General features: G+C 69.3%; 10 protein-coding genes. 4 read left to right on the top strand and 6 right to left on the bottom strand.

All coding sequences use genetic code 11. The annotated features are described in order from the left end of the window. The first annotated feature begins 193 nt into the window (after positions 1-193). On the top strand, positions 194-817 hold the full coding sequence (locus ACWPV3_RS03245) for a GNAT family N-acetyltransferase (RefSeq protein WP_453976822.1): 624 nt from the start codon (positions 194-196) through the stop codon (positions 815-817). 17 nt (positions 818-834) lie between these two features. Here the strand turns inward: ACWPV3_RS03245 and ACWPV3_RS03240 are convergent, their stop codons facing one another. Then, positions 835-3,264 (bottom strand): DNA translocase FtsK 4TM domain-containing protein, encoded by a 2,430-nt coding sequence (locus ACWPV3_RS03240; protein ID WP_453976821.1) that lies wholly within the window; start codon positions 3,262-3,264, stop codon positions 835-837. A gap of 129 nt (positions 3,265-3,393) precedes the next feature. Here ACWPV3_RS03240 and ACWPV3_RS03235 point away from each other — a divergent pair, with 129 nt between their 5' ends. After that, positions 3,394-4,647 (top strand): UbiH/UbiF/VisC/COQ6 family ubiquinone biosynthesis hydroxylase, encoded by a 1,254-nt coding sequence (locus ACWPV3_RS03235; RefSeq protein WP_453976820.1) that lies wholly within the window; start codon positions 3,394-3,396, stop codon positions 4,645-4,647. 3 nt (positions 4,648-4,650) lie between these two features. Here ACWPV3_RS03235 and ACWPV3_RS03230 read toward each other — a convergent pair whose 3' ends face one another. The 5 genes from ACWPV3_RS03230 to dapF form a co-directional block, all read right to left on the bottom strand. Next, complete coding sequence (locus ACWPV3_RS03230; RefSeq protein ID WP_453976819.1) at positions 4,651-5,466, bottom strand: transglutaminase family protein; 816 nt, start codon at positions 5,464-5,466, stop codon at positions 4,651-4,653. Between the two features lie 9 nt (positions 5,467-5,475). After that, positions 5,476-5,895, bottom strand: coding sequence for a YraN family protein (locus tag ACWPV3_RS03225; protein ID WP_453976818.1), 420 nt, complete (start codon positions 5,893-5,895; stop codon positions 5,476-5,478). Further along, complete coding sequence (rsmI, locus tag ACWPV3_RS03220) at positions 5,892-6,761, bottom strand: 16S rRNA (cytidine(1402)-2'-O)-methyltransferase (protein ID WP_453976817.1); 870 nt, start codon at positions 6,759-6,761, stop codon at positions 5,892-5,894. Before rsmI ends, ACWPV3_RS03225 begins: the two co-directional genes overlap by 4 nt. A gap of 7 nt (positions 6,762-6,768) precedes the next feature. Continuing rightward, positions 6,769-9,099: an NADP-dependent malic enzyme gene (locus ACWPV3_RS03215; RefSeq protein WP_453976816.1), complete on the bottom strand. Its 2,331-nt coding sequence runs from the start codon at positions 9,097-9,099 to the stop codon at positions 6,769-6,771. Positions 9,100-9,303: 204 nt separating this feature from the next. After that, positions 9,304-10,149 carry a diaminopimelate epimerase gene (gene dapF, locus ACWPV3_RS03210; protein ID WP_453976815.1) on the bottom strand — a complete coding sequence of 282 codons (846 nt, stop codon included), beginning with the start codon at positions 10,147-10,149 and terminating at the stop codon, positions 9,304-9,306. A 153-nt stretch (positions 10,150-10,302) separates the two neighbouring features. Here dapF and ACWPV3_RS03205 point away from each other — a divergent pair, with 153 nt between their 5' ends. Both ACWPV3_RS03205 and ACWPV3_RS03200 read left to right on the top strand, forming a co-directional pair. Beyond that, positions 10,303-11,100 carry a potassium channel family protein gene (locus ACWPV3_RS03205; protein ID WP_292086625.1) on the top strand — a complete coding sequence of 266 codons (798 nt, stop codon included), beginning with the start codon at positions 10,303-10,305 and terminating at the stop codon, positions 11,098-11,100. 97 nt (positions 11,101-11,197) lie between these two features. Continuing rightward, entirely contained in the window at positions 11,198-13,375 is a 2,178-nt protein-coding gene (locus ACWPV3_RS03200) for a prolyl oligopeptidase family serine peptidase (protein ID WP_453976814.1), read from the top strand. Position 13,376: the final 1 nt, after the last annotated feature.

Genomic DNA, 13,376 nt, shown 5'->3' with positions numbered 1-13,376 from the left:
CGGGATGGTTGTCGATGCCGCACCCTCGCGTCCGGCTCTGGCGTCAGAATGACGCGAGCCTGACCATATTCCGGCGCTGCGATGAAGCCCTGTTCATCGAAATGCTGAAGCTTGCGAGAGATGACGGAGAGGCAAACGCCTTCGTCGGTCGTCCGTTGCGTGGTGTCGTCCGGATGCGTCATGGTGCGCGCCCATGAGCGCAAATCCAGAGCTTCTTGCCCTTTGGGCCCGTGGTTGGGCCCATACGCGCGGCGTGCCGCCGCCCGTATGGGACAAGGGAGGGTGGAGAATCGAGGTCGGCGAACCGGATCAGCTGCGTCGCTACGTCCATGCCGATGCGGATGACGCGGTGGCGAGGCGAGCGGCGCGTATCGATCGGTCCGACGTCCTGCTCAAGGTCTGCGCCGACGCGATGACGACGCGGGCGCTGTTGCCCCCGGGTTGGTCGGTGCGACCGCCAGGCTTCATGATGACCCTCTCCGGCCCGATGGCGGTCGGCCCTGCGGAAGCAACCGGCTACACGGTCGGGCTGGAACGGCGGGGACCTGTGCTTCATTGTCGGCTGTTCGCCGGAAACATCGAGACCGCGAGAGGGCGCGTGGTGGTCGTGGACGGTGTGATCGCCGTCTATGATCGGATAGCCGTCGATCCCGGCCACAGGCGACGGGGGCTGGGCCGTCGCGTGATGCGCACGCTTGAAAGGGAAGCGGGCGCGAACCAGGGCGTGCTGGTCGCCACGGTGGAAGGGCGAGCCCTGTACGCCTCTCTCGGCTGGGCGCTCCATTCCCACTACACGACCGCCGCCCTCGACGCCTGAGGCATGTCGGCCTCGGATCACACCATCGGCGGCGGGCCGGCCAGGACGTCGCGCTTGCCGGCGTGGTTGGCGGGGCTGACCACGCCTTCCTGCTCCATCCGCTCGATCAGGGAGGCGGCGCGGTTGTAGCCGATCTGGAGCCGGCGCTGGACATAGGAGGTCGAGGCCTTGCGGTCGCGCGTGACCACGGCGACGGCGCGATCATACAGGTCGTCTCCCGATCCGCTCCCGCCGCCCTCGTCATAGCCCCCGTCGCCGTCGCCGTCCGGCTCGTCGGTGATAAGGTCCAGATAGTCGGGCTCGGCCTGCGCCTTCAGGTATTTGCAGACGTCCTCGACTTCCTTGTCGTCCACGAACGGGCCGTGCAGGCGGGTGATGCGGCCGCCGCCCGCCATATAGAGCATGTCGCCCTGACCCAGCAGCTGTTCGCCGCCCTGCTCGCCCAGGATGGTGCGGCTGTCGATCTTGGACGTGACCTGGAAGCTGATGCGCGTCGGGAAGTTGGCCTTGATGGTGCCGGTGATGACGTCCACCGACGGGCGTTGCGTGGCCATGATCAGGTGAATGCCCGCCGCGCGCGCCATCTGGGCCAGACGCTGGACGGCGCCTTCCACATCCTTGCCCGCGACCAGCATCAGGTCGGCCATCTCGTCCATGACCACGACCAGGAAGGGCAGAGGCTCGGGCCGGATCTTCTCGCTTTCGTAAACCGGGCGGCCCTGGTCGTCGAAGCCGGTCTGGACCGTGCGTTCGAAATGCTCCCCCTTGGCCTGGGCCTCGCGGGCGCGCTCGTTGTAGCTGGCGATGTTGCGCACCCCCAGCTTGGACATGCGGCGATAGCGATCCTCCATCTCGCGCACCGTCCATTTCAGGGCGACGACGGCCTTCTTCGGATCGGTGACGACGGGCGCCAGCAGATGCGGAATGCCGTCATAGACCGACAACTCCAGCATCTTGGGGTCGATCATGATGAAGCGGCATTCGGCCGGGCTGTGGCGATACAGGATCGACAGGATCATGGCGTTGACCCCCACCGACTTGCCCGAGCCGGTGGTGCCCGCGATCAGCAGGTGCGGCATCCGCGCCAGATCGGCGACATAGGGTTCGCCGCCGATGGTCTCGCCCAGCGCCAGGGGCAGCAGATGGCCCTTCTTGTCGTATTCGGCGCTGGCCAGAAGGTCGCGCAGATAGACGGTCTCGCGCTTGGCGTTGGGCAGTTCGATGCCGATGGCGTTCCTGCCCTGAACCACGCTGATGCGGCAGGCGCGGGCGGACATCGACCGGGCGATGTCGTCGGCCAGGGCGACCACGCGGCCGTGCTTGACCCCCGGCGCCGGGACCAGTTCGTACAGGGTGACGACGGGGCCGGGGCGGATCTGGTCGATCACGCCGCGCACGCCGAACTCCTGCAAGACGCCCTCCAGCATCTTGGCGTTCTGCTTCAGCGAATCCTCGTCGACCGAGGCGGTGCGCTGGCCGGGCTTGCTCAATATGCCCAGCGGCGGCAGGTCGAAATCACCCTCAGGCCGGGTGAAGTCGAAGGCCTGCTGGTCCAGGTCGTCCTTCCTGACCTTGGGCGCCTTGACCGCGGCCACGCGCGGCTCGACCGAACGGGCGGCGGCCGAGGCGGAAGGCGGGGGCGGAACGGCCTCGGCATCCTCCCACGGGGGCAGGTCGTCGTAAGCGGTCGCGGCCGTTTCCGGCGGCACGAAGGGCGCAGCCACGTCCAGCGGCGCGTCGGGCGCGGCCACGCGCGGTTCGGCCCGGGTCTTCTTGGCCGGCGTCTTCGTGGTCGCGGCGCGCGGGGTCTGGCGCGGCGCGGCGGGGGCGCGCAGCGATCGGCCCCAGTGCAGGGCGTCCAGAAAGTCCGAGGCGCGGATGCCGATGGCGTAGGCCGTCAGCCACAGCCCCCCGCCCAGGAACACAAGACCTGCGATGATCCGTCCGCCGGGAACGTGCAGGGCGCTGATCCCCTTGGCCGTCAACCCGGTCAGGGCTTCGCCCCACAGGCCGCCCAGGCCGGCGGCCAGTGGCCAGGCGGCGGGCGCGGCCAGGGCCGCCAGGGCGCCGGACAGCAGCAGGGTTCCCCCCGTCGCCGCCAGGGCCTTGACCGGCGTGGGCTTCAGGCGGGGCTGAAGCGCGTCGCCGACCGCGCGGGCCAGGCCGAAGGCGCCCACCAGCAGGGCGGCCGGCCAGGCGGCCAGACCCAGCGACTGCATGAACAGGTCGGCGAACAGGGCGCCGTTCGCACCCAGCCAGTTGGTCGGCGCCACGCTGGAGGCGGCGTTCAGGCTGGCGTCCAGCGGATTCCACGACACCAGGGCGACCAGCAGCAGAACCGCCAGGAGGGCCTGAAGCACGCCCCGGAACCGCACGACGAAGGGCGCGTCCCACAGGATGCGGGCGCTGATCCAGGCCTGGCGGCCGACGGCGAGGGCGGTGGACATGAAGGGCGGGACCTTCCGGGCGGCTGAGGTTCGGCCGCCCTTGTCGCACCCACAGGGTTAAGAGCTCATTTACCAGCTTGGCCTTGGACGCCTCTGGACCTTTCGGCCGGGCGGCGCGACAAGCCTGTCATGGCCGAGACCGAACCCTACGACATCGTCATCGCCGGCGCAGGCTTGGCCGGGGCCGCCTTCGCCCTGGCGGCGGCGCAAGGCGGGCTGAGGGTGGTGATGGTCGACCCCCAGCCGTTCGACGCCCAACTGGCGCCGACCTTCGACGGGCGGTCGACCGCCATCGCCTTTTCGACCTTCCGCATGCTGGACGCCCTGGGCCTGGGCGAGGCGCTGCGGCCCCACGCCTGCCGGATGGACCATATTCTGGTGACGGACGGACGCCGGCCCGGCGCGGCCAGCCGTGCGGCCTCGCCCGCCTTCCTTCGGTTCGACGCCGAGGAGATCGGCGGCCGCACGGGCGGCGAGCCCCTGGGCTACATGGTCGAGAACCGCCGCATCCGCGCCGCCCTGGCCGAGGCGGTGACGCGGGCGGGGATCGCGGTGCGGGCGCCGGCTGCGGCTGCGGGGGTGCGGACCGATGCGGGAAAGGCGACCGTGACCCTGGCCGACGGATCGACCCTGATCGCGCCTCTGGTCGTCGGCGCCGAGGGGCGAGGATCGGCCGTGCGACAGTCGGCCGGCATCGACACGGTCGGCTGGACCTATGGCCAGAGCGGGGTGGTGGCGACGGTGCGGCTGGGCCGCGACCACGGCAATGTCGCCCACGAATATTTCCTGCCCAGCGGTCCCTTCGCCATCCTGCCCCTGACCGACCGGCGCGCCAGCCTGGTCTGGACCGAGACGACGCGGCGGGGCGAGGCGCTGCGAACCGCGTCCGACGAGGCCTTCCACGCCCATCTGATGCGACGCTTCGGCGAATTCCTGGACGGGGCGACGGTCGAGGGGCCGCGCTTCGTCTATCCCCTGTCGCTCAGCCTGGCCGAACGGCTGGTCGCCCCGCGCATCGCCCTGATCGGCGACGCCGCCCACGGGGTGCATCCGGTGGCGGGCCAGGGGCTGAACATGGGTCTGAAGGATGCGGCCGCCCTGGCCGAGGTCCTGGCCGAGGCCGTCCGTCTGGGCGAGGATCTGGGCGCCGAAACGGTGCTGGAGCGGTATGCGCGCTGGCGTCGGTTCGACAATGCGGCCCTGGCGGCGGGCTTCGACGCCTTCGTGCGCCTGTTCTCCAACGACATCGCGCCGGTGCGCCTGGCGCGCGACCTGGGCATGGCGGCGGTGAACCGCATTGGCCCGCTGCGCCGCGCCTTCATGCACGAGGCCGGCGGCGCCACCGGCGACCTGCCCCGGCTGCTAAGGGGCGAGCCGGTCTAGCCGTCAGTTCAGGCGCATCCGCACGCGGTCGAAGCTGGCGGTGCGCCAGACGGCCTCGGCGCCCTCCAGGCTGCGCGCGTGCGACAGGGCGACCAGGGCGCCGGCGAGGGCGCCCTGCTTCTCGCGGGCCGCGGCGACATCCAGCCAGGGACGGTGGTCCGCCGGGTCCAGGAGGGCGCGGCGCAGGGCCGAGCGTTCGGCGGCCTCATAGTCGTGGCGGGCCAGGGCGCGGCTGAACAGCACGTTCTGAAGCCGGATCAGGGCCTGACGGTCGCTGACTGGCGCCATCAGAACGTCCAGCCGATCCGCCACCTGGGGCGTCAGGCCGGCGCGCAGGGCCCGGCGCGTCAGTTCGCTGGGCAGGACAAGCCGGCCGTGGCTGAAAGGGTCCAGGGCGACCGGTCCCTCGGCCGTCTCGACCCGAACCAGGAAATGACCGGGGAAGTCGACGCCCGCGGCCGTCAGCCCGACCGCCGCCGCCGCGTGGAGATAGAAGACCGCCAGGGTCGCCGACAGGCCGCGCCGCCGCTCGGCGACGTCGATCACGTCGGTGTTGGCCGCCAAGTCGTGGGTCAAGAGGTCGCCGTTCAGCCGCAAATCGGCGGCCATGGTCTCGGACAGGGCGTCGTCGGGGCCTTCGCCGCCGATCCGTTCCCGAAGGCGCAGACACGCGCTGCGCGCCAGGGTGCGGACGGGTTCGGGATCGCGAAACGGGCGGTCGTGAACGGCGCAGGCGATCGCCGCCTCCAGCAGGGGAAAGCCCGTATCGCCCGCCTCTCCAGCGGCCGTCAGGACGGCCTCGGCCTCATCCCGCGTCATGGATTTCCTTCAGTCGCCGCGTTCGACGCCGCGAAGATGACGCGGAAACCGACCCGGAGCCAGCGCCACCATATCAATTCTCAAGTCCAGCGATTGCAGGGCGGGGCGTTTGCGGCGGATCGCCTGGCCGGCGGCGATCAATCGGTCGTACTGGGCGGGCTTCAGCGCCAGGCGGGCGGCCTCCAGCGTGGCGCGGCGCTTGACCTCCACCACCGCCAGGACGCGACCGCGTCGGGCCAGGAGGTCGATCTCGCCGGCGCGGTCCTTCAGGCGAAAACCCAGGATCCGGTAGCCCTTTGCCATCAGGAGGACGGCGGCGACCCATTCGGCGGCGTGGCCGCTGCGAAAGGCCGTCCCGCCCTTCGTCCGACGCCAGGCCGCCTTCGGGCGCGGCGCCAAGGTCGGACGGGGCAGTCGAGGCGGTTTCATCGGCCCTGGAGGTCGAGGGCGCGCCGATAGAGGGTCTTGCGGTTCAGACCCAGGGCCTTGGCCACCTCGGCGGCGGCCTCCCCGGTCGGCAGTCGGGTCAGGGCCTCTGCCAGGGCGGCGTCCGCCTCGGCCTCGGTGGCCTGTTCGACCGCGCCGGGGCCGATCACCACGACGATCTCGCCCTTGGGGCTGTCCAGGCGCGGATCGACCGCCAGGGCGTCCAGCGGGCCGCGCACGCATTCCTCGTAGAGTTTGGTCAGTTCACGCGCGACGGCGGCGGGGCGGGGGCCCAGAACGGCGGCCATGTCGGTCAGGCTGTCCTTCAGGCGCGGGCCGCTTTCGAAGAAGACCAGGGTCTGTCGCGGGCCTTTCAGGTCTTCCAGAGCGGCGCGTCGCCCGGCCGTCTTGGGCGGCAGGAAGCCGGCGAACAGGACGCGGTCGGCGGGCAGGCCGGCGATGCACAGGGCCGCCAGCAGGCTGGAGGCGCCGGGGATCGGGTGAACCGGCAGGCCCTCGACGATGACGGCGCGGGCCACGACGAAGCCCGGATCGCTGACCAGCGGCGTGCCGGCGTCCGACACCAGGGCCACCACCTGCCCTTCGCGCAGGCGTTCCACGGCCAGATCGGCGGCGCGGGCGGAGGCGTGGTCGTCGCACCGCTCCAGCCGCGCCTTCAGGCCGTAGGCGGACAACAGCTTGGCCGTGACGCGGGTGTCCTCGGCCAGAACCAGATCGGCGGCGGCCAGAACGTCCAGCGCCCTGAGGGTGATGTCCCTCAGATTGCCGATCGGGGTGGCGACCAGATAGAGGCCGGGCTCCACCCGCCGGGGCGGGGGCGCCGTCAGGGGCTGAGCTGCGGGGTCCAAGCCGGAATCAGCGGTCGACGACCGCCGCGGGCGGGCGCGGCGCCGACGTCAGGCCCGTACCCTGGAAGGCGGGGCCGGCGTCGTAGGCGGCGAAGGTGGCGGCGGTGATGATCTCCGAGACCGAGGCCCCCAGGGAGACGATCTGCACCGGCTTTTCCAGACCGACCAGCAGCGGACCGATCAGGGTCGCCCCGCCCAGGGCCTGAACCAGCTTGGTCGAGATGGCCGCCGAATGGATGGCGGGCATGACCAGGGTGTTGGCCGGCTTGGACAGGCGATTGAACGGATAGGCCGGGTGTCCCTTGGGATCGAGGGCGATCTCGGGCGGCATCTCGCCCTCGTATTCGAAGTCGACGCCCATCTTGTCCAGGATGCGGATGGCCTCGCGCACCTTCTCGCCCCGGTCGCCGGGCGGATTGCCGAAGGTGGAGTAGGACAGGAAGGCCACGCGCGGATTGCGGCCCAGCTTGCGCACTGTATCGGCCGCCTTGACCGCGATCTCGGCCAGCTGTTCGGCGTCCGGCAGTTCGTGGATCGAGGTGTCGGCGACGAACAGGGTGCGGCCCTTGGCCAGCAGGATCGACAGGCCGATCAGGGTGTCGTCGACGTCCAGGACGCGCTGCACCTCTTTCAGGGCCATGTTGAAGTTGCGGGTCACGCCCGCGACCATGCCGTCGGCCCGGCCCTTGGCGACCAGGGTGGCGGCGTAATAGTTGCGGTCCTGATTGATCATCCGCTGGACGTCGCGGCGCAGATAACCCCGGCGCTGAAGCTTCTGATACAGCCATTCGGTGTCTTCGACATTATGGCCGGAGACGCGGGCGTTGGTGATCTCAATGTCCAGATCGTCGAAGTTCAGGCCCGCCTCGGCGGCGTTCTGACGGATCAGATCCTCGCGGCCGACCAGGATCGGCGTGCCCAGGCCCGCCTGTTTGAAGCCCCAGGCGGCGCGGATGACGGCGGTCTCCTCGCCCTCGGCGAAGACGATGCGCTTGTCCGGTCCGCCGCGCACGGCCGAGTTGATCTTCTGCATCAGGGCAGCGGACGGATCGACGCGCGACCGCAGGGCGTCGCGATAGGCGTCCATGTCCTCGATCTGGACCCGGGCCACGCCGGTGTCCATCGCCGCCTGGGCGATGAAGGGCGGGATGTACCAGATCAGGCGCGGGTCGAACGGGGTCGGAATGATGTAGTCGGGGCCGAACTTGAGCTTGCGGCCGCGATAGGCGGCGGCGACCTCGTCCGGCACGTCCTCGCGGGCCAGGGCGGCCAGCGCCTGGGCGCAGGCGACCTTCATCTCGTGGTTCACCCGACGCGCGCGCACGTCCAGCGCGCCCCGGAACAGATAGGGGAAGGCCAGGACGTTGTTGACCTGGTTCACATAGTCCGAGCGGCCGGTGGCGATGATGGCGTCCGAACGCACCGACTGCACGTCCTCGGGCGTGATCTCGGGATCGGGGTTGGCCATGGCGAAGATGATCGGATTGGGCGCCATGGAGGCGACCATCTCCTTGGTGATGGCGCCCTTGGCCGACAGGCCCAGCACCACGTCGGCGCCGACCATGGCCTCGGCCAGGGTGCGCAGGGGGGTGTCGGTGGCGTGGGCGGCCTTCCACTGGTCCATGCCGTGTTCGCGGCCCTTGTAGACCACGCCGTCACGGTCGCAGATCACGGTGTTCTCGGCCTTGACGCCCGCCGCCTTCATCAAGGCGATGGAGGACAGGCCCGCGGCGCCGGCGCCGGCCAGCACCACCTTGACCTCGTCCAGCTTCTTGCCGGCGATGTGGACGGCGTTGATCAGGCCGGCGGTCGAGATGATGGCCGTGCCGTGCTGGTCGTCATGGAAGACGGGGATGTCCAGCAGGTCCTGCAGCTCGCTTTCGATGACGAAACATTCGGGGGACTTGATGTCCTCCAGATTGACGCCGCCCCAGGTGTCGCCGATGTTCTTGACGACGGTGATGAACTCCTGCGGGTCGGTGGTCTTCACCTCCACGTCGAAGCTGTCGACGTCGGCGAAGCGTTTGAACAGGACGGACTTGCCCTCCATCACCGGCTTGGAGGCCATGTGGCCCAGGTTGCCCAGCCCCAGGATGGCCGTGCCGTTGGAGATGACGGCGACCATATTGCCCTTGGCGGTATAGTCGTAGGCGGCGTCCACGTCCTTGGCGATGGCCAGCACCGGCACCGCGACCCCCGGGGAATAGGCCAGCGACAGATCGCGCTGGGTCGCCATGGGCTTGGTCGGGCTCATGGAAATCTTGCCCGGGGTCGGAAGGCGGTGGAAATCCAGCGCTTCCTGGTCGGAGAAGGTCTGTTTTTCGGTTTGGTCGGGCATGGGAGCAGGCGTTTCCGGCGCGTCGTCTAGGACTGTCCCCTCGTTCCTAGTGCGCTGGGCGGCGCGGGACAACCGCGCAGCCGTCTTGGCGCGAGATGGGCGCGAGAAGGGCGGAAAAGACCGCGGGGTGGTTCGCGTCGTGCGGAAAAGGTGATCGCGCCGCACTGGATCGTGCGGCTTTTCGCCTGACGCCGTCGCCGGGCTTCAGAACGGCAGCAGGCCGGTGCGTTCGATCTCGACGGGGCCGGTCATAAGGACATGGTCGGTGTCGGCGTCCCAGTCGATGACCATTTCGCCCCCATCCACGATCACGGCCGCCTTGCGGTCGGTCAATCCACGTCGGACGGCGGCGACCAGGGCGGCGCAGGCGCCGGTGCCGCAGGCCTTGGTCAGGCCGGCGCCCCGTTCCCAGACGCGCAGTCGGATGCGGTCGCGCGCCTGCACGTCGGCGAAGCCCACGTTCACGCCTTCGGGGAACAGCGGATGATGTTCGACCAAGGATCCCGAGCCGGACACGAACCCGTCGTCCTGTCGGTCGGTGAAGAAGACGACGTGCGGATTGCCCATGGAAACGGCGCCCGGCGTGTGCAGCACTGGCGCGTCGATGGGGCCGACCTGCAGTTCGATCCCGCGCGTGTCCATGTCTTCGGACAGGGGCACCTGGGTCCAGTCCAGGCGGGGGCGGCCCATATCCACCGTGACACGGCGGTCCCCGGCGCGGCTGGCGGTCGTCGGTCCCGCCGCCGTGTCGATGACCACGCGATCCGACCCGGTCGCCTCCATCAGCAGCCATCCGACGCAGCGCAGAGCGTTGCCGCAGGTCTGGACCATCGAGCCGTCGGCGTTCCACACCCGCATGAAGGCGTCGGCCGTTTCGGACGGCTCGATGGCGATCAACTGGTCGAATCCTTCGCCGGTCGCGCGGTCGCCCAGCGCCCGGACCTGATCCTCGGTCGGGCGGAACGGGCGCTCCAGCGCATCGACGACGACGAAGTCGTTGCCGGCGCCGTTCATCTTGACGAAGGGCCGGGGGGCGGCGGTCTGGCTCATGGCTCGCCATATAGGCGCGGATCGGGCCGGGGGAAATCGTCACCCTCGCGCTTCGGCCTGCGGAACCGTTGGACAGGCAGGGCGTCAGGCTGTTGATTGCAGGCGGTAGAGTTCCGGAACGCCGGACGAAGGGGGCGCGTGACCAAGGACAGGATGGACGATCCACGCAGGGTTTCGGGCGAGGACGGCCTGCGCCTGCGCGCACGGCTGCGCTACCTCTATCACGGCTCCCAACCACCGGCGGTCCGGTTTCGTCTGGCCGTGATCGGCGTGGACATCGTGATCATCGCCTTCTTCCTGGCCGCGCCGATCCTGCGCAACATGGGATGGGCCTTCTATGTCATCGACTATCTGATCGCCGTGGTCCTGGCGGCAGACTTGGCGGCGCGGGCCTATGCCTATGCCGACATCAGGGACTGGCTGAAACGTCCCATCGTCTGGGTCGATCTGTTCGTCCTGGCGACCCTGCTGTTTCCCGCATGGCTGTTCAACCTGGGCTTCCTGCGGATGCTCAGGCTCTGGACCCTGCTGAATTCGGACTTCTTCTGGCGGACGGTGGGCCACAAGTTCGACGACACGCGGGTCGAAGGGGTCGTGCGGGCGCTAGCCAATCTCGTGACCTTCGTCTTCGTGGCCACCGGCTTCGTCTATGCGACCTTCCGGGGCACGCCGGGCGTCGGCGGCTATGTGGACGCGCTGTATTTCACCGTGGCGACCCTGACGACGACGGGGTTCGGCGACGTGACCCTGCCCGGCGCCTGGGGCAAGTTGTTGTCGATCGCCATCATGTTGACCGGCATCACCCTGTTCCTGCGGCTGGCCCAGGCCCTGATCCGGCCGTCAAAGATCAGCTTCCCCTGCGATCGCTGCGGCCTGAGCAAGCACGATCCGGACGCGGTGCACTGCAAGGCCTGCGGCAATCTGCTCTGCATTCCGGACGAGGGTCTATAGGGCCGATCATGACAAAGCCGTAAGGTAACGGGCGCCTCGCTTGCCGCGCGGGGCCGCGTCGTTAAGGTGCGCCGACTTCATCCGACCGGGGCCTTTCATGATCCGCACGTCCGTCGCCGCCCTCGCGGTCCTTCTCGCCTCCACCAGCCTGACACCGAGCGCCATGGCCCAGACGACTTCCGCCGCCGCCCCCGCCGTTCCGGCCGGCGGCTTCGCCACCAGCGCCGAGACCGATCCCTATCTGTGGCTGGAAGAGGTGGACGGCGCGCGGGCGATGGAATGGGTCCACGCCCAGAACGCCCGCACCCTGGGGATTCTTCAGGGCGATCCGCGCTATGCCACCCTGCATCAGGAGGCGCTGGACATCGTCCAGTCGCGCGACCGAATCCCATCGCCCGGCTTCACCCACGACGGCCACATCGACAACTTCTGGCAGGACGCCCAGCATGTGCGGGGCGTCTGGCGTCGCACCACCTTGGACAGCTATCGCACCGCGACGCCGCAGTGGGAGACCATTCTGGACGTCGACGCCCTGGCGACGGCCGAGGGCGCCAACTGGGTCTACAAGGGCTCGACCTGCCTGCAGCCCGAAGAACGCTACTGCCTGATCAGCCTGTCGAACGGCGGCAAGGACGCCGTGACCCTGCGTGAGTTCGACAGCGTCGAGCGCAGGTTCGTCGAGGGCGGGATCGTCCTGCCCGAATCCAAGGGCGGCGCGTCCTGGATCGACAAGGACACCCTGTTGGTCTCGCGCGATTTCGGCCCCGGCACCCTGACCAACTCGGGCTATCCGATGGTGGTCAAGCGGATGAAGCGCGGCCAGAGCCTGGACCAGGCCGAGACCCTGTTCACCGGCCAGCCGACCGACGTCGCCGTGTCCGGCTATACGCTGCGCGACGCCGACGGGGTGGTGAAGGCGGTCCTGATCAACCGCTCGGTGGACTTCTATTCGTCCGAGACCTGGCGCGTGACCGACGACGGCGCCCTGACCCAGCTGCAACTGCCGCCCAAGTCCGACATCAGCGGCCTGGTCGACGGGCGGCTTCTGGTTTCGTTGAAGCAGGACTGGACCGCGCCCTCGGGTCAGGACTTCAAGACCGGGGACCTGATCGCCTGGCCGCTGGAGGCCTGGCTGGCCGATTCCAAGACTCCCGCCCAGCTGGTGCTGCGTCCGACCGAGCGTCAGGCCATCGAGGGCGTCAACGTCACCCGCAACCGTCTGGTCGTGGCCCTGTACGACAATGTGCGCGGATCGGTTCGGGTTTATACGCCCTCTGACGGCGAGTGGGCGTACAAGACGCTGGACCTGCCCCAGAACGTCTCGGTCGGCGTCGGCTCGGCGTCGGAAAGGGACGACAAGGTCTTCGTCAGCGTCACAGGCTATCTGAACCCGTCCAGCCTGTGGCTGGCGGATGCGGCGACCGGCGCGGTCGATCAGGTCAAGTCCATGCCGGCCAAGTTCGACGCGACGGGCATGACGGTCGACCAATTCCAGGCGCGGTCGGCCGACGGGACGATGATCCCCTATTTCGTGGTGCATAAGGCGGACATGCCGCTGAACGGCTCCAACCCGACCCTGCTGTACGGTTACGGCGGGTTCGAAAGCTCGCTTCTGCCCGGCTATTCAGCCACGGTCGGCAAGCTGTGGCTGGAGCGGGGCGGCGTCTATGTGGTGGCCAATACGCGCGGCGGCGGCGAGTTCGGCCCCCGCTGGCACGAGGCGGCCCTGCAGCAGAACCGCCAGCGCGCGCACGAGGACTTCCAGGCCGTGGCCCTGGACCTGATCGCCCGCAACATCACCAGCCAGCCGAAACTCGGCATCATGGGCGGCTCGCAGGGCGGGCTGTTCATGGGGGCGATGCTGACCCAGCGCCCGGACCTGATCAACGCCGCCGTCATCCAGGTGCCCCTGTTCGACATGCTGCGCTTCAACAAGCTGTTGGCCGGCGCCAGCTGGATCGGCGAATACGGCGATCCCGACATTCCGGAACAGCGCGCCTGGATCGAGCAGTATTCCCCCTATCAGAACCTGCGGGCGGGCCAGCCCTATCCGGAGGTCTTCATCCACACCTCGACCAAGGACGACCGGGTCCATCCGGGCCATGCCCGCAAGGCGGCGGCGCGTCTGGAAGCGCTGGGCTATCCGGTCCTGTTCTATGAGAACACAGACGGCGGCCACGCGGCGGGGGCGAACCTTCAGGAGACGGCCCGCCGTCTGGCTCTGGAATACACCTATCTGTCGCGCCGCCTGATGGACACGCCGGCGCAGCAGTAAT

This window comes from Brevundimonas sp. Marseille-Q4549, from assembly GCF_976940555.1.
This window is presented reverse-complemented; position numbering and strand designations above follow the sequence as displayed.

What these genes read in the sequence shown, in the direction of transcription:
- ACWPV3_RS03240 (WP_453976821.1), bottom strand. Translation starts at nt 3,264, where the DNA reads ATGTCCACCGCCCTCGCCGTCGGCCGCCAGGCCTGGATCAGCGCCCGC.
- ACWPV3_RS03245 (WP_453976822.1), top strand. Translation starts at nt 194, where the DNA reads ATGAGCGCAAATCCAGAGCTTCTTGCCCTTTGGGCCCGTGGTTGGGCC.
- ACWPV3_RS03235 (WP_453976820.1), top strand. Translation starts at nt 3,394, where the DNA reads ATGGCCGAGACCGAACCCTACGACATCGTCATCGCCGGCGCAGGCTTG.
- ACWPV3_RS03205 (WP_292086625.1), top strand. Translation starts at nt 10,303, where the DNA reads ATGGACGATCCACGCAGGGTTTCGGGCGAGGACGGCCTGCGCCTGCGC.
- ACWPV3_RS03200 (WP_453976814.1), top strand. Translation starts at nt 11,198, where the DNA reads ATGATCCGCACGTCCGTCGCCGCCCTCGCGGTCCTTCTCGCCTCCACC.
- ACWPV3_RS03215 (WP_453976816.1), bottom strand. Translation starts at nt 9,099, where the DNA reads ATGCCCGACCAAACCGAAAAACAGACCTTCTCCGACCAGGAAGCGCTG.
- ACWPV3_RS03225 (WP_453976818.1), bottom strand. Translation starts at nt 5,895, where the DNA reads ATGAAACCGCCTCGACTGCCCCGTCCGACCTTGGCGCCGCGCCCGAAG.
- ACWPV3_RS03230 (WP_453976819.1), bottom strand. Translation starts at nt 5,466, where the DNA reads ATGACGCGGGATGAGGCCGAGGCCGTCCTGACGGCCGCTGGAGAGGCG.
- dapF (WP_453976815.1), bottom strand. Translation starts at nt 10,149, where the DNA reads ATGAGCCAGACCGCCGCCCCCCGGCCCTTCGTCAAGATGAACGGCGCC.